Source organism: Chitinophaga pendula (assembly GCF_020386615.1).
Taxonomy (GTDB): Bacteria; Bacteroidota; Bacteroidia; order Chitinophagales; family Chitinophagaceae; genus Chitinophaga; species Chitinophaga pendula.
This window is the reverse complement of the sequence record NZ_CP077769.1, coordinates 3348537-3370457: the sequence shown is the minus strand read 5'-3', so window position 1 is coordinate 3370457 and position 21921 is coordinate 3348537. Positions and strand designations below refer to the sequence as shown.

The following is a 21921-nucleotide window of genomic DNA, read 5'->3' as shown; positions in this document are numbered from 1 at the left end:
GCGACAAATATTTTGTTGAAAACCGCTTATATATGATCTAAGATAACAATAATTGCACTGGTGACTGTTAGCAATACAATTAATTGTGCCATGAAATCTCACTATAAATAAAAAGCCGGCGCTTATTCCAGGCGCGGGCTTTTATTTAACTTTTATGGATATGGCAATATCGCTAAAAAAATATGATATCTATTTACATTTGTCCACCCACGTATCCAGGTTTCGATGTTTAAGAATAGCAGTAAATCCTAATTTCGCAGCTTGCGGACAAAAAGTGGTTTCAAATTTTTGTTGACTGGTATTGTCGGTATATTCGACGGCGAACACGGGTTTGTTCAATCTTGCATATGGTGTCATACGTTCTTGCCAACCTTGTTGAAATGCATCTTCTGTTAATGCCCAATCGAATTTGGACGAATAGTCTGCACTCAGGTCTGCTACGTTCTTTTGTCCGATGGATAGGCCGTTTGCATGGGCTGTAGTGATCAGGTAGTCCATATATTTCCGTGCATCCGACTCTGTAAGTGAAAATCCTGTCACTGTTGCAAAGCCGTCCAGGTTGTCTGGCTCAATGCCATCAAACCCTTTCTGAATGATCATATTAAATCTTGAATTTAACCATGGTTTTAACTTATCGATCTGCCGGATGTCAAGCCATCTTTCTTTTGGCCACTGATCGTATCGTTTACCGATAACTTCCGCAGGAAGTAAGGACGCATCATTCCTGTCGTTTTCCAAGGTACCTACAGATAGATAAGCAATTACCTTATGTCCTTTGGCATGCAGGGAGGCTACCGTGGCAGGACTGGTTGTGAATGCATCAACATCCACCACAGTACCGGAAAAAGTATTATTAGAATTAACGTCATCTAATACCCAATCGAAACTTATGCCGGCAGTTGGCTTCCACCAGGTGGTTTTCCCTCCCGGAAGTGTTGTGCTATCAGTTGGATTAATAATTTCTTCGTTGTCTTGTCCTTTGCTACATGAGGCCGCAAGTACAGCTAGGCTGCATACTAATATCATCTTTTTCCTAACAATCATTATCTGAAATTTAATTACTGCTGATAAACGGAGGTGGCATTGGCATATTGTAAGTCAGTATTCATATGAGACTTATTTAACAACTTTATAACAAAGTCAATACTGGCTTGTAGGTATATCCCCCTAAATAGCACTATGAAAAAAGTGCTAAAATTTGAAAAGATCTTCCGCTCCGATTTAAAAATAGTAAACGGCGAAGGAAAGTCTGTTGTTCGAAGATGTGGAGGGAAATGCCGGGGAAGCTGCGTTGGTGGTTTCCTTATCCAGGGCACCTTATGTTTTTACGCATCTAGGATGATAACGGCTTTGGCTGATGTATGTAATAAAGTATTGAGTACATTCAAAATACAAGCAGCAGTCGTGCTAAAATCGACTGCTACTTGTATACCCTCTACGTTATTTGGGTCTGGAGTAACGTATCAAAGATTTATATTGTGCGTGTTTTTGTTTTCGCACATTACAAAAGTACTATGCGTGCTCCCGATGCTCTTTACTGACCCCAATTTATTGAATACAAAATCCTGGTAATGTTTCATGTCCCTGGCATAAACCTTCAATAAAAAGTCATAGTCGCCGGATATATTGTAACACTCAGTAACCTCCTGTAACCGCATAATGTCGGCAACAAACTGGCTTCCGATGCTTTTGTCATGATGTTTGAGGCGGATATTACAAAAAACGATTAATCCATAGCCGAGTTTTTCGGCATCAACCAAGGCTATATATTTTTTTATATACCCACCAGCTTCCAGCTTTTTTACCCGTTCGAATACTGGTGAAGCAGAAAGATTGACTTTTGCTGCCAACTCTTTGACGGTGATAGTAGAATTTTCACTGAGTAATTTAAGTAGATGTTTATCTGTATCATCTAATTGCTCCATAAAATAATTTTCTTTTTTGGCATAAAATACTCCACTTGGAAAGGTTTATTTCCTTTATTTTTTATAAAAGTAGTTTTTTATTCTGAATTTATGTCACTTTTTAGGATGAGAGGTGTTTATTTGTAGATTTGCTCCGATTTTAGTTCTTTTCATACTTTATCGACCAGAATAGGTTGCTGATGAGAATCAGTATTAAAAGGGAACCGTGTGAAAATCACGGACTGTCGCGCAACTGTAAGTAACGAAAAAGGTTTTTTCCATGTATGTCCACTGTTTGTCATTACAGATGGGAAGGACGGAGAAGATGTTACAAGTCAGGAGACCTGCCCATACTGGAAGGACGATGCTTTCGCGTAATGAAGCAAAGGTCTCATTTTGATGGTGTCTGTCGGCCACATATCTGTGCTCTGACAGGCTATCATATGCCTTTCCCCTGCAAAGCATTGTGAGGTTTGTAAAGACAACTGTAATTGTTTTAACTAAATTTTCAAGGAAAATGCTTACGCAAAACCTGGGCTATCCGCGGATTGGTAGCCAAAGACAACTTAAAAAAGCAAACGAACAGTATTGGGCAGGCAAGATTGACCTGAACGAATTAAAAGACTCTGCACGCAAGATTAGAGAGGAAAACTGGCAAACCCAACTCGATGCGGGTATCGACCTGATCCCCTGCAATGATTTCAGCTTTTATGACCAGGTACTGGACACCAGCCTGATGTTAGGTGTTATCCCTGAGCGCTACGCTCCCGTACTTTCCCAGGTAAAAGCCAACAGCCAAATCGATCTTTACTTTGCAATGGCACGTGGCTACCAGAAAGATGGTCTGGACATCACTGCAATGGAAATGACTAAATGGCTGGACACCAACTATCATTATATCGTACCAGAATTCAAGGCTAACCAGGAATTCCGAATTTTCAATGACAATATTTTTACCACATACCAAGACGCTAAAAAACAAGTGGGACAGAAGGCTAAACCTGTATTGGTAGGTCCGGTAAGTTATTTGCTGTTTGGAAAAGAAAAAGAACAAGGTTTTGAACGTATTGATCTGATCAAAAAAATCGTTCCGGTTTATGTCGCTATCATTAACCGCCTGAAAGAACAGGGCGCAGAATGGATACAGTTGGACGAGCCTAGCCTGGTGCTTGACCTTTCCAAAAAAGATAAAGAAGCATTTGAGTACGCATATCGTGAAATTGCTGCCCAGGTAAGTGGGGTTAAATTATTGGTAGCCACTTATTTCGATGCACTATTAGATAATACCCAACTGGCCGTTAGCCTTCCGGTTAATGCGCTGCATATAGATCTCGTACGTGCTCCTGAGCAACTGGAGGAATTACTGGTATTGATCCCGGGGGGCCTTCAGTTATCGCTCGGCGTTATTGACGGCCGTAATGTCTGGAAGAACGACTACGAAAAATCTTTAGGGTTTATCAATAAGGCAATTGAGCAACTTGGTGAGGATAGGGTGATCATTGCCCCTTCCTGTTCGTTGCTCCATAGCCCGATCGATCTCGACTTGGAGAATACTCTTGATGCTGAGATCAAGAACTGGATGGCTTTTGCAAAACAGAAGCTGACAGAGGTGAGCGAATTAAAACAAATTGTTACCGGAAATGCGGCTTTGCTTGATGCAAATAAAAAAGCTATCGGTAGCAGACGTTCATCTGGCAAGGTACACAAACAAGCAGTGAAAGATCGCGTAGCTGCTATTACTGCTGCCGATGCTTCCCGTAAAAGTGCATTCCCGGTTCGTCAGCAGCTGCACCGTGAGCGCTTCAACCTGCCGGCATTCCCCACTACAACCATCGGTTCATTCCCGCAAACAGACGATATCCGTCAACTTCGTGCTAAATTCAAAAAGGGAGATCTTACTACCGAACAATATGAAAAGGCTATCGAACAGGCGACTATCGACACCATTCGCTGGCAGGAAGAAATAGGTCTGGATGTACTGGTACACGGAGAATTCGAGCGCAATGACATGGTGGAGTACTTTGGAGAACAGTTGGATGGATTCCTGTTTACCAAAAATGGTTGGGTTCAAAGTTATGGTAGCCGCTGCGTAAAGCCTCCTGTTATATTTGGCGACGTTAGCCGTCCAAATGATATGACCGTACGTTGGAGCACTTTTGCCGCAGCGCAAACAGATAAGCCAATGAAAGGCATGCTGACTGGTCCCGTAACCATCCTACAGTGGTCTTTTGTACGTGATGACCAGCCACGTGAAGCAACTACCAAACAGATAGCGCTTGCTATCCGTGATGAAGTAGTTGCACTGGAAAAAGCAGGTATCGGTATTATTCAGATCGATGAAGCGGCGATTCGCGAAGGTTTACCTCTGCGCAAAGCAAAACGCCCGCATTACCTCGACTGGGCGGTAGGCTCATTCCGTATTACCGCCAGTGGAGTAGAAGACAAGACACAGATCCACACCCATATGTGCTACAGCGAGTTCAATGATATTATTGAACATATCGCAGCTATGGATGCCGATGTTATCACCATCGAAACATCCCGCTCGCAAATGGAACTTTTGCAGGCGTTTGCCCATTTCGAGTATCCGAACGAAATCGGACCAGGTGTTTACGATATCCACTCACCTCGTGTGCCTAGTACTGAAGAAATGGCTTCCCTGCTTGCAAAAGCAGCAGACCTGCTGCCCGCTCGTAACCTCTGGGTGAACCCTGACTGTGGGCTGAAGACACGTAAATGGCCAGAAACCAAAGCTGCTCTGGAAAATATGGTGGCTGCGGCTCAACAGGCACGTGAAGAGATCAGCACTGAAAGCCTCGTATAGAATAGCCTGTTTATAAACACAAACACCAGGCATCGGCAAATACCGTTGCCTGGTGTTTTTCAATCGACAAACGAAGAATTTAGCCTGGAATAAATGATAGTACATCTTACCCGCAGGGAAACATTCAACGCCGCACACAAGATGTACCGGGAGGAGTGGAGCCCGGAAAAAAATATGGAAGTGTTTGGAAAATGTGCCAATCCAAACTGGCATGGTCATAATTACAGCCTTTTTATAACCGTTAAGGGCAAAATAAATTACGAAACAGGATATCTGATTGATCTGAAACAACTTAAGGCGATCATAAACGACCACGTGATTGAAAAACTTGATCATAAGAACCTGAACCTGGACGTACCTTTTCTTAAAGGAAAGATGGCAACTACAGAATTGCTTTGCGTAGAAATATTCAATGAGCTGAAAGAGCCGATAGAAAGCAATGGTGGTGTTTTACTTCACTCGGTCAGGCTGCATGAAACAGAAAATAATTATGCGGAATATTTCGGAGAGTAGATATTCCGATAACATATATAAATAGTGAAGAAAGAAAACCCTTTGTATAAACAATAGTCACATCTGGTTATGTTCTTACATAAAATTAAAACCGGCCAATCTGGTATTTTAACTTACGGCATCACTCCACCTAAATCAGACACCAATGCTGAGCGGATTGCGCAGATCGCTGAGAAGACAGTGGCCAGGATCCTGCAACTAGAAATTGATGCACTCGTCGTGTACGATGTACAAGATGAATCTGCCCGTACTGTTGAAGAAAGACCATTTCCCTATCTGAACGCCCTTGATCCCTTTACCTTTGCCAGCGCGTATTTACAGGAATTGGACATCCCCAAGATTATATATCGGCCAGCAGGAAAATTTTCAGCAGAGGAATTGTCCACCTGGCTGGATGAACTCCAGCAACATCGGTTTTATCCGGTTTTTGTGGGCATTCCGTCACCGGATTTTCCCGTTAAAACCAGTTTACCGGAAGCTTATAGGATTTGGGGTAAACATAGTGAGTCCTCTGTTATAGGGGCAGTAACCATTCCCGAACGACATGAAATGCTAAAGGACGAAGATAGAAGGATCCTGGATAAGGCCAACAGTGGCGTATCTTATTTCATCTCCCAGTGCATTTTTAACTTTGCTTATGCAAAACAGGTAATAGAAGATCTAAGTACCACCTGCAAAATGGAGAACAGGCGTATACCTACGATTATATTTACACTCACCGCTTGTGGGTCTGCCAAAACACTGCAATTCCTGGAATGGCTGGGTATACACATCCCTAACGATCTTAAAGACGAACTGAATCAGACAGATAATATGTTGGACAGATCGGTAAATATTTGTCTGGACATCGCGGAAAAACTTGCTGTTTTCTGCGCAGAACGGGCAGTGCCCTTTGGTTTCAATATTGAAAGTGTGGCGATAAAAAAGGATGAAATAGAAGCATCGATCTATATGGTGACTAAAATCGCTGCTATGTTATCGGAAATGGGTATTCGGAAGGAGGTTTTACTAACAGCGCAATAGCGCTCAAATGGATTGGAATATGAGCTTTATCAGGGAGAAACTGGAAACTACCTAATGCTGGTCAGAAGCTGTTGCTACATTCTTGCTGCGCGCCGTGATCAGGGCAGGTAAGGGAGGCGATCATTGCTTCAGGCATAGATTTCACCCTCTTCTTTTATAATCCGAATATTCATCCTAAGAAGGAATATGAAATTCGAAAGGATGAAAATACCCGTTCTTCAGAAAAACATAATATTCCCTTTGTCGATAAATATTGTGGTTGTACCTATTCTCTACGAGATACTAATAAATGGCGTATAGAAAACGGCCGAGAGAAAATAAAGTTGGGTGAGAAATACTACGGCAGGGACTCCGAAGACTGATATCGGATAATTTTTTCAGCTTTCTTTTTGGTAATTGTATTTAATCATCGTAATATTGCGATATAATTATTCAGATGGGCACCACTAAAACAGATTTATTTACTAAAGAACAGAATGACATAGCCGCAATGGCTAAAGCAATAGCCCATCCCGCACGTATAGCAATCTTACAATATCTGGTAAAGGAAAACACTTGCATTACCAGTAATTTTGTAGAGGAATTAGGACTGGCACAAGCCACCGTATCTCAACATCTGAAAGAGCTGAAACTAGCGGGTATTATTCAGGGTACGATAGAGGGTGCCAGTGTGTGTTACTGTATTAATCCTAAAATATGGAAACAATATCAAATACTCTTTAATAGCTTCTTTAAAGATGTAAACTTAACTAATCAGGATTGCTGTTGATTTTTTTTGAGCATAATTATCGCAATATTACGATGATTGTACGATCGTAAACTATAACACAAATAAATAATTATATGAAAAAGATTTTGGTACTCTGTACTGGCAATAGTTGTCGCAGTCAGATGGCTGAAGGTTACCTGAGACATTTTGCAGGTGGCAATGCGGAAGTGTATAGTGCGGGGGTAGAAATACATGGCGTGAATTCCCGGGCTGTCAAAGTAATGGCAGAAGATGGTATTGATATATCTAGTCATACTTCCAACAACATAGATGAATATAAAGAGATTGATTTTGACTTTGTCATCACAGTATGCGATAATGCAAAAGAACGCTGCCCTTTCTTTCCCTCAGGAGCAAAGACGTTTCATGAAAACTTCTCCGATCCTGCAAAGGCGAAGGGAAGCGAAGACGAGATTATGGATCAGTTCAGAATAGTACGTGAGCAGATTAAGCGGTATAGCGGGAGATTTATTGAACAAAATATAGCCTAATATGAGTGTTAATAATAGCAATCCTGTGACAGAACGCAAACGGCTTGGTTTTATGGACAAGTATTTAACAGGATGGATTTTTATAGCGATGGCAGCTGGGATTGCATTGGGTTATTTTATACCGGCATCTGCTAACTGGATAAATAGCTATAGTAATGGAACGACTAATATAATATTGGCTGTTGGATTAGTGTTGATGATGTATCCACCACTTGCAAAAGTACGTTACCAGCATATTGGTAAGGTATTCCGTAATATAAAGATATTGGGTGTTTCTTTGTTGCTGAATTGGGTAATTGGACCGATATTCATGTTTGCGTTGGCGCTTTTATTCTTACATGGATACCCAGAATATATGACAGGATTGGTGTTAATTGGATTGGCCCGGTGCATTGCAATGGTCATTGTATGGAATGAATTGGCAGAGGGAAATAGAGAATACGCTGCTGGTTTGGTGGCACTCAACAGTATATTTCAAGTATTCCTTTATGGTGTCTATGCTTATTTATTTATTACTGTGCTTCCTCCTTTGTTTGGAGTCACAGGTATCAGCGTTAACATTACCATAACAGAGATTGCTGAAAGTGTTGGTATTTACCTGGGCATCCCCTTTGCCGCAGGTGTGATCAGCAGGTATGGGCTGGTTGCAATGAAGGGTGAAAAATGGTATGAGCAAAAGTTCATTCCTATGATATCGCCTATTACGTTGTATGCTTTATTGTTTACCATAGTGATTATGTTCAGTTTGAAAGGGGATTTGATCATGCGGCTTCCAATGGATGTAATACGCATCATGGTACCCCTGTTGATCTATTTTTTGCTGATGTTTGTGGTTAGTTTTTTTGCCGGAAAGAAAGCTGGTGCAGATTACTCGCAAAGCGCTTCTATTGCATTTACTGCTACAGGTAACAATTTTGAACTGGCGATTGCAGTCGCTATTGGCGTTTTCGGTATTAATAGTGGTCAGGCTTTTGTGGGAGTGATTGGGCCGCTTGTGGAAGTACCTGCATTGATTGCTCTTGTTAATCTGGCCGTTAAGTTCAGAAAAAAATATTTCATTTAACTTGACGATAAAAATGGTTCTGATGATAGCATCTAAAGAGCATTGGGAACATATTTACCAGACCAGACAACCTGATGATGTAAGCTGGACACAGGCAGTGCCTTCCATGTCACTGTCGCTTATCAAGCAATTAAATTTAGCAAAGGATGCCCGTATCATTGATATAGGAGGTGGAGATAGTATGCTTGTGGATTTTTTGCTTAACGAGGGATATACAAATCTGGCTGTCTTGGATATTTCTGCGCATTCACTTGAACGGGCGAAACAGCGACTGGGTAAGTCGGCGGATCTGATAACGTGGATTGAAGCTGATATTAACGATTTTAAGCCCGAGCACACTTATGATTTATGGCATGATCGCGCAGCATTTCATTTTCTCAGAGATCCCGACCAACAATATCGTTATGTTCAGACTGCGGCTATTGCCGCTACCAGTCATCTGATCATTGGAACATTTTCCATATCGGGACCAACAAAATGTAGCGGACTAGCTATTCAACAATATGATGAAAAAAGTATGGAGGATCGGTTTGCACCACTTTTTCGGAAAATAACCTGTTCGACGGAAGATCATAAAACACCCGCGGGCAAGCTACAGAATTTTATCTTTTGTACTTTTGAACGTACATAGAAGACAATTGTAAAGTTATTTATCTGTCTATTGAACAGACGTGGGAGCACGAAAGATAATACCACAACGATCAGTGCAATAAGGGCTACGATGATGTCGTAACGGTCCGGCCGAAAGCCATCTACTTTCCATGCCCATATTGAAGTAAGTACAGTAAAAATACCGCCATAAGTAGCATAATTACGAGCAAAGTTAGTAGTTTGCCAGGTAGGCGACTACCCCGTAAAGTATCAGGATAAAAGCTACGGTAATATGCAGCGTCAGCACAAAGAATTCGAAGCTCCTGAAGCGTTACAGGATTCCATTAGGTGCTTTTGGTATGAGAGACGGGATTTCGAAGAACAACAATCAAGTATTGAAGTACTTCCTGATGGTTATGCTGAAATCATTTTTCATTTTGGCAGTTCTTGTAGCATTTCTTATAACGGAAGTCTTCAACCTTTACCTTCACCGTTCATGATGGGATTGCTCAACCAACCTATTCATGTCTATACGGAAAGGCGGTTGGAGGTCATCGGCATCAGATGTTATCCGTGGATGGTATTTGATCTACTCGGTCTACCTTCCGATAAAAATAGTGTGCACATATTTGAACATCCTTTAGCCCGACTTCAATCCAAGTTGAATGAATTTGTTGAAGAGGGTAGGATCGAGTCTGCAATAGACCATGTGAAACAACACTTTTTGGATGCAAGGTCAAGGGTGGCTGTTGATAGCATGCTGTTCAAAGCGGGAGTTGCCATGAGAGCGGCAAATGGAGCTATACCTGTAAGTCAGGTTGCGGCAGCGGCTCATGCGACTGTCCGCACATTGGAAAGAAGTTTTAAGCAATCTTCCGGCTACACAGTTAAGGACGTATCCGGCCTGATACGTTTTGAGCAGGTAAGGAATAAACTATGGCTTTACCCTGATGCTAATATTGCAGGCTTGGCTCATGAAATGGGTTATACCGATCAGTCCCATTTGAGCAGGGAGTTTAAACGCTATAGTGGTACTACGCCTGCCGCATTTGCAAGAAAAATAAAAAAAAGGAAGCAGACTATAAGCGACGATTTTGTCGCGTTTATACAAGCCTAATAAAAGAAGGTTCCGGAATTTTGTGTTTCAATCATGTTATTATGAAAGGTACACTTGAAAACAACGGATACTTACAAGATCATGCTACTTATGATGTAGTCATAGCGGGCGCAGGGCCGGTTGGTCTATTCCTCGCCTGCGAACTGGCACTGCGCAAATGTGTCGTTCTGGTACTGGAAAGGGCAGAGGACCCACATTCCCCATTGAAAAAACGTCCTTTTGGTATCAGAGGGCTCTCGGCACCCACCATAGATGCACTTTATCGTCGGGACTTACTAAAGGATCTGGAGATACACAAACACCTTAAAAACCCGCATAGTGTAATAGCGCCACAACAGGGGCCACTTCCACGTCGTCAGGCAGGACATTTTGCCGGTATTCCATTTTACTTCGACAGTATTGACACTTCTCAATGGAAGATACGTTTACCAGGTCCTACGGATACTCATTTATTATCCGATATGGATGAACTCGAGACCATATTAGCGCACCGGGCAGAAACACTGGGCGTAGTGATCAAGCGCGGATGCGCAATTACTAGTTTTCAGCAATCTTCGGACTATGTAACTGTTCAATCAAGTGACCAATCATTTACAGGTAAATGGTTAGTTGGCTGTGATGGTAGCCGTAGTATCGTGCGTAAGGCGGGTGGTTTTGAGTTCGCGGGTACTGAACCCGAATTCACAGGTTATTCAGTGCAGGTGGATATTGCGGACCCTGAAAAGCTCAAACCCGGCCGGAACGCAACACCTACGGGAATGTACATACAATCACAGCCTGGTTATTTTGGAATACAGGATTTTGATGCGGGCGCTTTTCACAATGGGGAACAGCCTATTACACTTGAACATGTGCAGGAGGTATTACGCCGGGTTTCAGGTGCCGATGTTACACTTACAGTCTTACATATGGCAACCTCCTGGACAGACCGCGCACGGCAGGCCACTAGTTACAGGAATGGACGGGTGTTTTTAGCTGGGGATGCCGCGCATATTCATTCGCCGTTGGGTGGCCAGGGCCTTAACCTCGGATTGGGCGACGTCATGAATCTGGGTTGGAAGCTCGCGGCAACCGTCCATGACAACGCGCCAGACGGGCTACTGGACAGCTATTACATCGAACGTTATCCCATCGGCGCACAGGTGCTGGATTGGTCCCGTGCCCAGGTAGCAGTCATGCGCCTCGATCCCGGTACTCGCGCGCTAAATGCGATTATACGAGACCTGATCGATACCGAAGATGGCACTACCTATATTGCAGCAAGAGTACGGGGCATTCATACTCGTTACGATCTGGAAAGTGATCAACCACTGGTCGGTCTGAGTGTTCCCAACTTTGAGTTCGAAGAAGGTCTGCTCCTTGGAGAGCAAATGCACGATGGACAAGGTATACTGTTAGACTTTGAAGGCAATACTTCGCTCAAAATGTGGGTTGCGGATTATGGTGATCGGATCAGATATATGCCTGGTAGCGTAAAGGACTCGCTTGGATTAAAAGCCTTGCTTATACGTCCTGATGGAATCGTCGCTTGGGTGGCAGAGAATGCGCCTGATACCGATGAATTACAAAAGGCCGCTGCGCGTTGGTTTATAAGCAAAAGGAGGTAAAGCCCCCTTTTGCATACTTGTTTAGTTAACTAATTGCCTAATTGAAGGGAAGCTGGCCCAAATTCCTCAAAATGTATAGCACCAGTATTTACCCCATTTTCAACCAGGAAAGTATGGTGCCTGGTAATGAATGGTGCTGGTCCGCAGAGGTAATAATCGGCATTTTCCTGCAATATTTTTGCCTTGAGTACCGAAAGATCTACCCAGCCTTTATACTGGGCCGGTGCAGTAGGTTGATCATAGAAAATATGAGGATCGAGATTAGGATGTGCGCCAGCTAATTGTGTGAGCCGGTCTCTAAAAGCATGTACGGCTTCATTACGACATCCGTGTATCCAGGTAATAGAAACATCTGTCCGTTGGCTTGTCAGTGCCTCCAGCATGGCCATCAAGGGGGTTTGGCCAACTCCTCCACTGATAAACACCTTGGGTCTGGTCTTGTTGGGATTCAGCGTGAAAGTACCAGCAGGTGCTGACAGATCAACAACATCACCCTCCCTGATATGATCGTGTAGTCGATTGGAGATCATACCATCCGGATAAGTAGCTCCGGCTTCCCTTTTTACCGAAATACGATAGTATTCACCATTGGGAGCGCAGGAAATGCTGTACTGTCGAGGCTGTAGGAGTTGTAGCTCGGGTAAAAACAATCGTAGACTGATGTATTGCCCCGGAAGAAAATCTGCTACTGCACCACCATCAGCGGGATATAGATAAAAAGAAGTGATTTCTGCGGATTCTTCTACTTTCCGTTTTACAACAAAAGGCTTCCAGCCTGTCCATCCTGCATTCTTACTCACTTGCATCGCGTAGAGGTGCTGCTCATGGCCACTCATAATAGCTGCCAGCTTTTGATACGCCATTTTCCAGGCTTCCACTAACTCGGGTGTGGCTGCCTTTCCCAGTACTTCGGAGATAGAAGCCAACAGGTGTTTCCCAACCATGGCATAGTGTTCCGGGCGGACATTAAGACTGGTGTGTTTGTGTCCGATACTGTCTATCACAGGCATCAATGAGCATGGATTTTCTATATGTTCCGCATAAGCTAATACCGCCATGGCCAACGCCGTCTGTTGTTTCCCTTTCTGTTGATTCCCCATGTTGAATACATGCCTGAGTTCGGGATTATGGGTAAACATACGGTTATAGAAATGAGTGGTCAATAATACCCCGTGCTCTCTGAGCACTGGTACTGTCGCTGCTACAAGTCGCTTTTGTTCGTCTGTCATGTTGTATATTTTTAATAATAAAGGACTTTTTAGTCCTTTATTAGGGTAAAAAAAACTACTTGTTAAGTGTGAACTTTCCTTTGATCAGCCCAAGGTTGAATTTCCCAATAGTAGTATTATTCAGCATCTGCGTGATCTGGTTCCTGACTTTCTTAAAATCCTCGTGTAGTGGGCATGGATTGCTTTCCGAGCAATAGGTGAGCCCCAATCCACACCCGGTAAATATTTCACTGCCATCTACGGCTGTTACAATATCTGCCAGCGGTCTGTTCAGTGAAGCCGCATCAAAGTAGAAGCCGCCACTAGGCCCTTTAGCCGACTGGATCAATCCTTCCCGGCTAAGTTTTTGTAAGATCTTGGCCAGGAAAGGTTCCGGCGAGTTTATGTGTCCCGCGATTTCCTTTATGCCTACCTTATATCCCTCATGAGATCGCTGCGCAACGTAGAAAACCGCTCGCATGGCGTATTCACATGTTTTAGAAAAGATAGCCATATATCTGTTTTGTAATTTAGTTACGATACAAAGATAGTGGTATGATAATAAAAGACAAAAATATCTTTTATTATGGGAGTCGGTTTAGCCTGCAAAAGGGAGAGGGTGAATTTCGGGAAACATTTAAACGGTTGATTTAATTAGTAATTTTGCGGGTAAAGTATTCCATCGTGAAAAAAATTGTTGATGTAAGTGCCTTCTATGAAAATTACCTGGATGGGAAATCAATAGAGAAGAACAATTTCCTGGGATATTTTGATACTTTTTCATGGCAGCACTTTAAAGCCGATATCTCTGCTTGTGACAGGATCCAACGTAAGCCATTCTATAAAATTGCCTTGCTCACTGGCGAAGCGGTCTATCATTCCAATAATCAACATATACCTATAAAAGGCAATACAATCGTGTTCATTGACCCAATGACGCAGTGTCGTTTCAAAACTAATGATAAAAGATTCACCGGTAAATATTGTGTTTTCAGTGAGAGTTTTCTCAGAGGAACCAGTAAAATTATCCTTGCCAACTGGCCAGTTTTTAAAACGAAAGGCATATATACGAAGTCTCTGAATGACGAGGAATATAAAAAAATGATGAGTATATTTCAGGAAATAGAGACCGAATACCAAACAGCTTATACATTTAAAGAAGACTTGATCCGCAACCGTATTTTTGATATCATCCATTTTACACAAAAAATGGAACAGCAGGATACGAGCGCGATCAACAAACAAAATGAAAGCCTTGCTTCATTTTTTTTCAGCACTCTTGAAGCCGTCTTTCTACACATAAGTGTAGATAATCCGTTGCCAGATAAAACACCTGCATATTTTGCGCAGCTGCTTAATACAACAGTTGACAGGTTGAATAAGACACTCAAAAGATCCACAGGTAAAACTACGCAGGCACTTTTGCATGAACGTCTACTGCTGGAAGCAAATGTCTTACTGCGCCATACCGCCTATAGTATGAAGGAGATCGCCTGGTGTTTGCAATTCCAGGAAGTAGCCCATTTCCAGAATTTTTATAAGAAACATACCGGTCGCACGCCACTTCAGTATAGACTGGCATAGTTTATTTGCAATAGTTCGCCGTTTATTTGCAATGACGACGAGTTATGGTGATTTTACCTTTGTTTTAGAATAAATAATAGGTAAAGCAATGAAACAATCATTTTTAATTATTGGGATTGGCGAAGTAGGTTTGGCCATGTTGAACAGTTTGTACAATTATCGACAACGCCACGCTGCGCCAATAAGTATCGCTGTACTTGTACAACCTTCAACAGTATGCAGCAGCAAGGTGGTCCTGGAGCCCAAGTTCAAAGATATTATAATCGAGGCAGTAGATCTGAAGAACGATAGTATTGCCATGTTGGTGAATGTTTTCCGGAAATATGATACGATCATTTGTTGTAGTGGATTCTCTATAGGTGCCGGCATACAGGTCAAGATCACCCAAGCCGTAATCGCAGCTGGAGTGAAAAGATATGTACCGTGGCAATTTGGAGTAGATTATGATAAAATAGGGCGGGGGAGTGCGCAACCCACATTTGACGAGCAGCTAGATGTTCGGGATTTGCTAAGGGCGCAAGATCAAACTCATTGGATCATAGTCTCCACCGGTATGATCACCAGCTTTTTATTTCGGGAAGATTTTGGTGTAATCAGCCTGTCTGAGAGTATCGTGCATGGACTTGGCGATTGGCAGCATTCCCTTACGCTGACCGCTTGTGAAGATATTGGGGCATTGACCGTGGCTATTTTGTTCCACGAGCCAGGGATATTGGATCAGGTTGTTTTTGTTGCCGGAGATACGCTAACATTTGCAGATATTGCCCATAAAATGGAACATCTTTTCAATACGAAATTCGAACGCGTATTATGGAGTAATGATTATTTGCAAGATGAATTACAAAGGGATCCGGATAATCCATTTAAACGTTATCGCCTCGTATTTACAGAACCGGGGGTAGCCTGGCCGATGGCAGGAACATTCAATCAACAGCACAATATACCCACTACGGATGTCGTACAATGGGCAAAGCAAAATATCCTGGATATATAGCAGATCGTACTTCCTGATTATCTGCAGGTTGGCGCTGCCTACCTGCTGGGCATAGTGTCGGTTACAATGTCCGCTTTCCTGATCGGACTTATAATAGATACATTTTCCAATGCATAATAACGATTGGACCATCGACGCTTGCGCTCATGGCCCGGTCCAATGAACAAGCTCATATGGATAGTAGGGATTGTCTTTGAAAGAAGAATCGTCCAGTTGCATTATTTTAGCGACGGCGCCGGCTTCCCAGGCCCAATAGCCTTTGTAACACAACTCCTTTTTGTGGTTATCATACCAGGGATCCTGTGAATGTAGTTGATACCATTTGTCAAGGTAAGTCTTCATGGCTATTTCCGCCTGGGGCCGTTGCATCTTTGTTATTGCAAAGATATCCTGGGATATTTTAGGCCAGATAACGGATGTTGGCTTCGGCCCTCCGGGCATTCTGGCATTAATAATAAACCATAATACGCCGTCTGGTGTCCATTTAGGTTCGCTGGAATGCTGGTCTGCTTGCTGGACATACTGTACGATGTAGCCAAACTCTTGATCCGGTACCTGTAATAAGTAGCCAAGTGATACCATATCGAGCATATCTGGATATATTGAATCCGGATCCCATGATTTTTCATATAGTCGGGCTGCTGCTATAAAAAGGTCGTAACATTCAGTGATGGGCTTTCCCATGGAATAAATCAGGTATATTTTGCTGAGATAATCTACCGCCAACGCCCAATAGTTGTAAGAGGTCAGCTTACCGGCGGCGGTTAACTCCTCATTCGTGGCGCTCGTCCTTTGTAGGATCTTATCCTGTTTTGTAAGCATCGCCTCGAAATATTTAGCATTTTTAAGAGGAGCCCTTTGGTTAGGACATAATGTTTCCTCTGATCTGCGGAACAACTTCTTGAAAAATGTCATGATATAGATATTTTTTTAAGCTACAGGAACTAATACTATATTTTTGCTGGCCACTTCCCATAGTAGGCTAGCACTTTATAGTCCCCATTAATACGGCCAAATATAAACGAGAAGTAACTTTCACTATTATTACTTTCTACGGCATATTGAAAGTATATCTCGTATAGCATTGAGCCTTTATCGGTTTCAGCCCTTAGTAGATTGTAATAGTCTTCATCTGATTTTTCATCAATCTCTGTGATGTCTTCTTCACCCGCCAAAGGTAATAGTCGCTTTACATCGGCATGGAAGATATTAGAATAGTACTCCTTGAATTCGCTCGCGCTGACCTTGCCTGCTGACTTGTCTATTTGCATGTGTGAAAGGTCTTCATCAAACCATTTGGGAGCAGTTTGCAAGGGAAAGTGTATATATTTTGCGATGATCTCTGGGGTATCCGATTTTACGGCGTGTTGAAAGCTGGAAAGGGTAGTACGGAATTTTACATCATCCGCGATCTGCGCGCTGGGGGGATGTGCACTGTCAACAGCAGCGACCGGTGCCGGCGTTTCATAGGATGATCTATGGCTGTCACATGCAGTGAGTAAGCCGGTAAACAACAGCGTATACCACAGTACAATAGAGCGGGCTCTTCTTTTCATATAGGAATTTACTATAAGTAAATTTAACGATTCGCCGCAACCTATCCAATCTTACTTATCTGGAAAATTCCTTCCAAATGAAAAAGCCGCATAAGTATTAACCTATGCGACTTTGTTTGAGCAATAAAAAAATGGATGGTATCAATCAACACGGATGAGCAACTATTTTTTAGCAAAATTAGAATAGGCGGACGCAGTCTCTACATTTGCAGTCTGGCCTAAAAACTTAGCCTGCATATCGAGTGCTTCACTTACGGTGAAGTAACGTTTCGCCTCACTATTCCAGTTGTATTTTACCATGATCTCAAATTTTTCCGCCGTAAGCATTTTGATCTTCACGGGTTTTTCATTGAGTACCTGCGATTGTTCTGCTTTCTTGGTCTTCAGATTGATGGTCATATACATCCTGCAATCTTTCATAAAGCTAGCGTCTTTGGGAAGAGAAGTCGGATCCTGCTTATAACTGATCAACAGGTAATCTGCAGTCTCTTTGTCGATCTTGTAGGATGCGTCGTCTGCACGGCTGGAAGATGCAGGTTTAGCATGCTCTTTTCTAAAGGAATTAACTTCTCCGCGGGAGGGAGATTGTCCGTTCACAGACACTACGGTCCAACGCTCTTCTGCTGGTTTGGAGGGGTCGTATTGAGCCATGGTGACCGTTTGCTTACCAGCAGCCGTTGAAGTGGCCTTCAGGTCATAAGCATAGTCAGTAGGTTGTTGCAAAGTCGTAGGCTCCAAGAGGCTGGCATCAATGCCGTATTTGGAAAACGCATCTAATACAACGGATTTCTGGGCAGAAACGGTGAGCGTCGATGTGACCAAAAGGGAAAGAGCAACTACCTGCTTTATTCCGGGAACTTGTAATCTGTTCTTCATTTTGTCGATATTGTTAAAGTGTTTTTTTTGATCAGTTGGTGTTTTAGGTGCTACTATCATACTTGCATTTTTAATGTTAATTTCTTTTGTGGTGCCAAAATTAGGCGCAGCGGGGATGTACTCTTGTGAATTTCTGACTGAACTGACGAAATTCCCGGGTGAATGGTCGCCCTGCCCAGGTGAATTGACATACCCTTTTGTGTAGGCGTTAATTCCGCGGATTTCTTCACCAGCAAAGGAAAGTGACCCGCAACATTTATTCGAATATTAGTAGCTTTGCGGGGTGAAATGATACTCGCCGTAATATCATGAATGTTCAAAAGTTGATCTAAAAATAAATTTGTGGATAATCAGGAAGGAATATCTTACCCCAAGAAGAATAGCTGGAGAAAACGACTATGGCTGGTTACATTTGCTTTTGTAGGATCGTATATGATCGTATTTACGCTGCAGCCTTACGCTGAGTGGAAGAAAGCTTTCGAGGTGCCGGTTTACCAGATAATTATTGATGTTTTCGTTAACCTGATATTTAGCATATTCTTTTTAGAGTTGATATTTTTCATAGATAAGGTGTTAAATAGAATAATACCATGGACAACGCATCCCCTGATACGTTTGCTCATACAGTCGATCATTCAGATCGTTGGAGTATTAATAATTATAATTGTGCTGGGTATTATCTATTTGTATACGCTGGGTAACCCAAAGATGAAATTATCAGAGAGTAAAATAACGCAATCATGGTATTTAGTGATCGCTACGGTTTTGCTGGTGTTGATGATGGGAGCACTCAACACGGTACATTATCTGGTTACTAACTGGAAAAGGGCAGCCATGCAGGCCGCGGAGTATAAGATCAAAGCAGCCGAAAGCAGACAACTGGCTGCCGAAACAGAACTACAGGCACTTAAACTACAGGTAGATCCCCACTTTGTATTCAATAACCTGAGTGTACTTTCAGAGTTGATTTTGAAAGATCCGCTATTAGGACATGCGTATACCGAGAACTTTGCGAAAGTATATAAGTACCTGCTGGTTAATTCAAAAAACAAACTGATTACATTGCGGGAAGAACTTAAATTCCTCCATGCCTACCTTTTTTTGATTAAAAACCGGATAGGAGAGGGCGCTGTTTTTAACATCAATATAGCTAACGCAAAACTCAGCTTACAGATACCTCCCGCTACGTTGCAGCTATTTGTTGAAAATGCACTTAAATATAATAGTACAGAAAAAGGTAATCCACTGACCGTTGAAATATATTCGACCGAAGATGATGAACTGGTCGTCTCTAATGTCCTGTTACCGCTGCTTCAGCCGACACCCTCTACAGGCATAGGGTTACAGAATATTTTAGGCAGGTATGCATTATTATCCGATAGAAAACCTGTTGTGGAAGTAACAAAAGAAACTTTTACGGTAACAGTACCTCTTATCAAATGAAAGTGATTAAGAAAATATTGATCATGGAAGACGAAGAACCTAATGCAGAAAGGCTGCAAAGGTTCCTCTCTGAAATAAGGCCGGTCATTGAAGTATCGGCTATTTTGGATAGTGTAAAAAAAGCGGTGGAATGGCTCGCAAAAAACGATCCTCCAGATCTGATCATTATGGACATCCGCCTGGCAGATGGACTTTGCTTCCAGATATTTAACCTCGCCAATGTAAAAAGCCCGGTTATATTTACAACTGCGTATGATGAATATGCTATCAAAGCATTTAAGTATAACAGTTTAGACTATCTCCTGAAACCTATTGAAAGAGAAGAGCTGGAAACAGCAATCCTGAAATATGAAGACTTGATCAAACACACCTTCGAACAACATACGCTGATCGAAAACCTGCTTAATTACATACAACCCAAAGAGTACAGGACCCGCTTCCTGATTCCATACCGGGATGGCTATAAGAAAATTAATGTGGAAGATATTGCCTTCTTCTCCAGCCAGGTAGGTGGCAATTACGCGAATCTGTTCAATGGAGAAACAATGGTCATCCCCCAGACACTGGAGACCCTCGAACAACAACTGGACCCTGCACTGTTTTTTAGAGCAAACCGACAGTATATCGTACATATCGACTCCGTCGAAAAAGTATATAACCAATTCAATGGTAAGCTCAAAATCGAAATAAAGAATTACAGAGATACAGATATCATCGTCAGCAGATCAAAAGCTCCCTTGCTTAAAATGTGGCTGGATTACTAACGCACGCCGTCAGCCGTACCAATGTTCAAACCATGGATCAGCTGGCTTGCATTGTGGTAGCTACATGTATCTACCTCTTCATAGCACTCTTACTTGCTGCATCTGTGATGCCAGGTCCTGAACAACCTCATTGGCACGATTTTGTTTCCTGATTTAGGGAATTAAAACTTTTTATATGACGGAAAACAAAAAACCAGGAAAAGAGCTGGACAAAAAAGCCAACAACGAGAAAGAGAAAAATGATTCGCCTATCAAGCCTGATCCGGAAACCTTAGGCCCTGAACCGCAAGAGAAAATGGAAGGCCCCGTTTCATCAGTCATCAGAAAGATAGCCGAAAATGGGGATGAAGAAGACGTTGACCCGGAAGAACAAAAAAAGGATGCTATTGACAGATCGGAAGAAGAATAAACGTGCAACAATACATTAATGATGCCCATTACATCGGTTTTCGGGCATCATTAATTAATAATACCAGCCACGTCCTCAATAATACATAACTACTCCTTGGGTAAAAATGTCCACAAGTTATTGATGTTACATGGCTTTCTCCAATGCCGGTACCATGGATTCGCTATATTTATTTCTATATTCCACAGGTGTTAGACCCGTAAGTCGCTTAAATATCTCCCTGAAGGTCTGAGTGTCCGTATAGCCCACCTCGTACATTACTTCACTTACATTTTTTCGGGTGGTTTCGAGTGTACGTTTGGCCGCTTCCACTTTTACTCGCTGGATATACTCATTTACTGTGTTGCTGGTGGATCGTTGGAACCTTCTTTCAAAATTGCGTCGGCCAATAGCAAATTTATTCGCTAAGAAGTCTATCGTGATTTTTTCCGGGTAATTTTTCTCTATGAATTCCTGCGCCATCTTGATCTCTTCATCATCATGCGCTTTCTGCCCTTCGAATATAATGAATGGCGATTGGCTTCTGCGGTCTATATCTATGATAAATGCTTTTGCAATGGTAATCGCCATCGCTCTCCCTGCATACTTCTCGATCAGGTATACTAACAGGTTTAGATAGGCAAAAGCGCCGCCGCTGGTATAAATGCCTTCTTCATCGGTAATGATCTGTGAGGGCATCATCTTCACTTTGGGAAACAGGGCGGTGAACTGCCCGGCCAGTTGCCAGTGTGTAGTACAGGGCCGGTTATCTAATAAGCCGGTCGCAGCCAGGAAGAATGCGCCTATACAAAGACAGGCAATCTCCGCCCCCTGCCGCCGCTGCTCCAGTATCCAGGGTATAAATGCCTGGTTAAGCGCAATAGCTGCCTGCTGATCTCCTTGCAGCGATGGAATGATGATCAGGTCCGTTTTAACTATATCTTCGATCAATGCGTCCGGATTAATGGTAAACAGACCATTTCGTTGACTCGTATGATGAGCAAGCCCCACCAGCTGGATATGGAATAACGGTTCCTCCCCGCTGGCAGCACGTAGTATATTCACTTCCGAAAGTATTTGCAAACTCCCTTCAATATTTACCAGGCTGCTTTGGCCCTGAGGGATTAAAATGGAAATGTGTTTCATCTTGCCAGTAAATTATCTTGATATGGTTGTCACAATCCCCTGCGCTGATTGTCGCTAAAC

The 21921-nt window shown here is 42.6% G+C and carries 23 protein-coding genes, 1 pseudogene and 1 riboswitch; of the genes and pseudogenes, 15 read left to right on the top strand and 9 right to left on the bottom strand.

Annotated elements, in window-relative coordinates; genetic code table 11:
• Positions 1 to 189: 189 nt before the first annotated feature.
• Together KTO58_RS11710 and KTO58_RS11705 are read right to left on the bottom strand one after the other, a co-directional pair.
• The gene (locus tag KTO58_RS11710) at positions 190 to 1044 is read right to left on the bottom strand and encodes an endo alpha-1,4 polygalactosaminidase (RefSeq protein WP_095839186.1); all 855 of its coding nucleotides are present in this window, start codon (positions 1042 to 1044) and stop codon (positions 190 to 192) included.
• A gap of 419 nt (positions 1045 to 1463) precedes the next feature.
• Positions 1464 to 1925 (bottom strand): Lrp/AsnC family transcriptional regulator, encoded by a 462-nt coding sequence (locus tag KTO58_RS11705; protein ID WP_095839187.1) that lies wholly within the window; start codon positions 1923 to 1925, stop codon positions 1464 to 1466.
• A gap of 153 nt (positions 1926 to 2078) precedes the next feature.
• Positions 2079 to 2270, top strand: a riboswitch (cobalamin riboswitch).
• Between the two features lie 151 nt (positions 2271 to 2421).
• Between KTO58_RS11705 and metE the strand changes: the two genes are divergently transcribed.
• From metE to KTO58_RS11665, 8 genes are all read left to right on the top strand, one after another.
• Complete coding sequence (gene metE / locus KTO58_RS11700; RefSeq protein WP_095839188.1) at positions 2422 to 4728, top strand: 5-methyltetrahydropteroyltriglutamate--homocysteine S-methyltransferase; 2307 nt, start codon at positions 2422 to 2424, stop codon at positions 4726 to 4728.
• Positions 4729 to 4821: 93 nt separating this feature from the next.
• Positions 4822 to 5241, top strand: a complete 420-nt coding sequence (locus KTO58_RS11695; RefSeq protein ID WP_225860209.1) for a 6-pyruvoyl trahydropterin synthase family protein — start codon at positions 4822 to 4824, stop codon at positions 5239 to 5241.
• A gap of 69 nt (positions 5242 to 5310) precedes the next feature.
• Positions 5311 to 6264 carry a methylenetetrahydrofolate reductase gene (locus KTO58_RS11690; protein ID WP_095839189.1) on the top strand — a complete coding sequence of 318 codons (954 nt, stop codon included), beginning with the start codon at positions 5311 to 5313 and terminating at the stop codon, positions 6262 to 6264.
• Between the two features lie 119 nt (positions 6265 to 6383).
• On the top strand, positions 6384 to 6626 hold the full coding sequence (locus KTO58_RS11685) for an epoxyqueuosine reductase QueH (RefSeq protein ID WP_198315299.1): 243 nt from the start codon (positions 6384 to 6386) through the stop codon (positions 6624 to 6626).
• A 74-nt stretch (positions 6627 to 6700) separates the two neighbouring features.
• On the top strand, positions 6701 to 7033 hold the full coding sequence (locus KTO58_RS11680; RefSeq protein ID WP_095839190.1) for an ArsR/SmtB family transcription factor: 333 nt from the start codon (positions 6701 to 6703) through the stop codon (positions 7031 to 7033).
• 74 nt (positions 7034 to 7107) lie between these two features.
• Positions 7108 to 7524 (top strand): arsenate reductase ArsC, encoded by a 417-nt coding sequence (locus tag KTO58_RS11675; protein ID WP_095839191.1) that lies wholly within the window; start codon positions 7108 to 7110, stop codon positions 7522 to 7524.
• 1 nt (position 7525) lies between these two features.
• Positions 7526 to 8587: an ACR3 family arsenite efflux transporter gene (arsB, locus tag KTO58_RS11670; protein WP_095839192.1), complete on the top strand. Its 1062-nt coding sequence runs from the start codon at positions 7526 to 7528 to the stop codon at positions 8585 to 8587.
• Positions 8588 to 8609: 22 nt separating this feature from the next.
• Positions 8610 to 9218: a class I SAM-dependent methyltransferase gene (locus KTO58_RS11665; RefSeq protein ID WP_095841599.1), complete on the top strand. Its 609-nt coding sequence runs from the start codon at positions 8610 to 8612 to the stop codon at positions 9216 to 9218.
• Here the strand turns inward: KTO58_RS11665 and KTO58_RS28920 are convergent.
• Positions 9158 to 9418 (bottom strand): annotated as a pseudogene (locus KTO58_RS28920) (YnfA family protein); the annotation flags it as partial. The gene KTO58_RS11665 and the pseudogene KTO58_RS28920 overlap by 61 nt on opposite strands.
• Positions 9419 to 9470: 52 nt before the next feature.
• Here KTO58_RS28920 and KTO58_RS11655 point away from each other — a divergent pair.
• On the top strand, positions 9471 to 10295 hold the full coding sequence (locus KTO58_RS11655) for a helix-turn-helix domain-containing protein (protein WP_095839193.1): 825 nt from the start codon (positions 9471 to 9473) through the stop codon (positions 10293 to 10295).
• A 41-nt stretch (positions 10296 to 10336) separates the two neighbouring features.
• Complete coding sequence (locus tag KTO58_RS11650) at positions 10337 to 11902, top strand: FAD-dependent monooxygenase (protein WP_095839194.1); 1566 nt, start codon at positions 10337 to 10339, stop codon at positions 11900 to 11902.
• Between the two features lie 29 nt (positions 11903 to 11931).
• Here KTO58_RS11650 and hmpA read toward each other — a convergent pair whose 3' ends face one another.
• Complete coding sequence (gene hmpA, locus KTO58_RS11645; protein WP_095839195.1) at positions 11932 to 13131, bottom strand: NO-inducible flavohemoprotein; 1200 nt, start codon at positions 13129 to 13131, stop codon at positions 11932 to 11934.
• A 55-nt stretch (positions 13132 to 13186) separates the two neighbouring features.
• Entirely contained in the window at positions 13187 to 13624 is a 438-nt protein-coding gene (locus KTO58_RS11640; RefSeq protein ID WP_095839196.1) for an RrF2 family transcriptional regulator, read from the bottom strand.
• A 170-nt stretch (positions 13625 to 13794) separates the two neighbouring features.
• On the opposite strand from KTO58_RS11640, the gene KTO58_RS11635 reads away from it, so the two are divergent.
• Both KTO58_RS11635 and KTO58_RS11630 read left to right on the top strand, forming a co-directional pair.
• Positions 13795 to 14694, top strand: a complete 900-nt coding sequence (locus KTO58_RS11635) for a helix-turn-helix domain-containing protein (protein ID WP_095839197.1) — start codon at positions 13795 to 13797, stop codon at positions 14692 to 14694.
• Between the two features lie 88 nt (positions 14695 to 14782).
• A complete protein-coding gene (locus tag KTO58_RS11630; protein ID WP_095839198.1) occupies positions 14783 to 15688 on the top strand; it encodes an aromatic alcohol reductase in 906 nt (301 codons plus the stop codon).
• Between the two features lie 144 nt (positions 15689 to 15832).
• On the opposite strand, the gene KTO58_RS11625 is transcribed toward KTO58_RS11630, so the two are convergent.
• The 3 genes from KTO58_RS11625 to KTO58_RS11615 all read right to left on the bottom strand — a co-directional run bounded on the left by KTO58_RS11625 (position 15833) and on the right by KTO58_RS11615 (position 18180).
• Positions 15833 to 16603, bottom strand: a complete 771-nt coding sequence (locus tag KTO58_RS11625; RefSeq protein ID WP_095839199.1) for a PoNe immunity protein domain-containing protein — start codon at positions 16601 to 16603, stop codon at positions 15833 to 15835.
• Between the two features lie 35 nt (positions 16604 to 16638).
• The gene (locus KTO58_RS11620; RefSeq protein ID WP_095839200.1) at positions 16639 to 17244 is read right to left on the bottom strand and encodes a hypothetical protein; all 606 of its coding nucleotides are present in this window, start codon (positions 17242 to 17244) and stop codon (positions 16639 to 16641) included.
• A 162-nt stretch (positions 17245 to 17406) separates the two neighbouring features.
• Entirely contained in the window at positions 17407 to 18180 is a 774-nt protein-coding gene (locus tag KTO58_RS11615; protein WP_095839201.1) for a hypothetical protein, read from the bottom strand.
• A gap of 282 nt (positions 18181 to 18462) precedes the next feature.
• On the opposite strand from KTO58_RS11615, the gene KTO58_RS11610 reads away from it, so the two are divergent.
• The 3 genes from KTO58_RS11610 to KTO58_RS11600 all read left to right on the top strand — a co-directional run bounded on the left by KTO58_RS11610 (position 18463) and on the right by KTO58_RS11600 (position 20736).
• Positions 18463 to 19563, top strand: coding sequence for a sensor histidine kinase (locus tag KTO58_RS11610; RefSeq protein ID WP_157753019.1), 1101 nt, complete (start codon positions 18463 to 18465; stop codon positions 19561 to 19563).
• On the top strand, positions 19560 to 20327 hold the full coding sequence (locus KTO58_RS11605) for a LytR/AlgR family response regulator transcription factor (RefSeq protein ID WP_095839203.1): 768 nt from the start codon (positions 19560 to 19562) through the stop codon (positions 20325 to 20327). Before KTO58_RS11610 ends, KTO58_RS11605 begins: the two co-directional genes overlap by 4 nt.
• Before the next feature lie 175 nt (positions 20328 to 20502).
• Positions 20503 to 20736 (top strand): hypothetical protein, encoded by a 234-nt coding sequence (locus KTO58_RS11600; RefSeq protein ID WP_225860208.1) that lies wholly within the window; start codon positions 20503 to 20505, stop codon positions 20734 to 20736.
• 126 nt (positions 20737 to 20862) lie between these two features.
• Here the strand turns inward: KTO58_RS11600 and KTO58_RS11595 are convergent, their stop codons facing one another.
• Entirely contained in the window at positions 20863 to 21861 is a 999-nt protein-coding gene (locus KTO58_RS11595; RefSeq protein WP_095839204.1) for a GlxA family transcriptional regulator, read from the bottom strand.
• Between the last annotated feature and the right edge of the window lie 60 nt (positions 21862 to 21921).

Coding starts and splice junctions, on each gene's coding strand:
- KTO58_RS11690 (WP_095839189.1), top strand. CDS start 5,311: ATGTTCTTACATAAAATTAAAACCGGCCAATCTGGTATTTTAACTTAC.
- KTO58_RS11600 (WP_225860208.1), top strand. CDS start 20,503: ATGACGGAAAACAAAAAACCAGGAAAAGAGCTGGACAAAAAAGCCAAC.
- KTO58_RS11695 (WP_225860209.1), top strand. CDS start 4,822: ATGATAGTACATCTTACCCGCAGGGAAACATTCAACGCCGCACACAAG.
- KTO58_RS11605 (WP_095839203.1), top strand. CDS start 19,560: ATGAAAGTGATTAAGAAAATATTGATCATGGAAGACGAAGAACCTAAT.
- KTO58_RS11620 (WP_095839200.1), bottom strand. CDS start 17,244: ATGAAAAGAAGAGCCCGCTCTATTGTACTGTGGTATACGCTGTTGTTT.
- KTO58_RS11705 (WP_095839187.1), bottom strand. CDS start 1,925: ATGGAGCAATTAGATGATACAGATAAACATCTACTTAAATTACTCAGT.
- metE (WP_095839188.1), top strand. CDS start 2,422: ATGCTTACGCAAAACCTGGGCTATCCGCGGATTGGTAGCCAAAGACAA.
- KTO58_RS11630 (WP_095839198.1), top strand. CDS start 14,783: ATGAAACAATCATTTTTAATTATTGGGATTGGCGAAGTAGGTTTGGCC.
- KTO58_RS11710 (WP_095839186.1), bottom strand. CDS start 1,044: ATGATTGTTAGGAAAAAGATGATATTAGTATGCAGCCTAGCTGTACTT.
- KTO58_RS11675 (WP_095839191.1), top strand. CDS start 7,108: ATGAAAAAGATTTTGGTACTCTGTACTGGCAATAGTTGTCGCAGTCAG.
- KTO58_RS11665 (WP_095841599.1), top strand. CDS start 8,610: ATGATAGCATCTAAAGAGCATTGGGAACATATTTACCAGACCAGACAA.
- KTO58_RS11640 (WP_095839196.1), bottom strand. CDS start 13,624: ATGGCTATCTTTTCTAAAACATGTGAATACGCCATGCGAGCGGTTTTC.
- KTO58_RS11615 (WP_095839201.1), bottom strand. CDS start 18,180: ATGATAGTAGCACCTAAAACACCAACTGATCAAAAAAAACACTTTAAC.
- KTO58_RS11680 (WP_095839190.1), top strand. CDS start 6,701: ATGGGCACCACTAAAACAGATTTATTTACTAAAGAACAGAATGACATA.
- KTO58_RS11595 (WP_095839204.1), bottom strand. CDS start 21,861: ATGAAACACATTTCCATTTTAATCCCTCAGGGCCAAAGCAGCCTGGTA.
- KTO58_RS11655 (WP_095839193.1), top strand. CDS start 9,471: ATGCAGCGTCAGCACAAAGAATTCGAAGCTCCTGAAGCGTTACAGGAT.
- KTO58_RS11650 (WP_095839194.1), top strand. CDS start 10,337: ATGAAAGGTACACTTGAAAACAACGGATACTTACAAGATCATGCTACT.
- hmpA (WP_095839195.1), bottom strand. CDS start 13,131: ATGACAGACGAACAAAAGCGACTTGTAGCAGCGACAGTACCAGTGCTC.
- arsB (WP_095839192.1), top strand. CDS start 7,526: ATGAGTGTTAATAATAGCAATCCTGTGACAGAACGCAAACGGCTTGGT.
- KTO58_RS11625 (WP_095839199.1), bottom strand. CDS start 16,603: ATGACATTTTTCAAGAAGTTGTTCCGCAGATCAGAGGAAACATTATGT.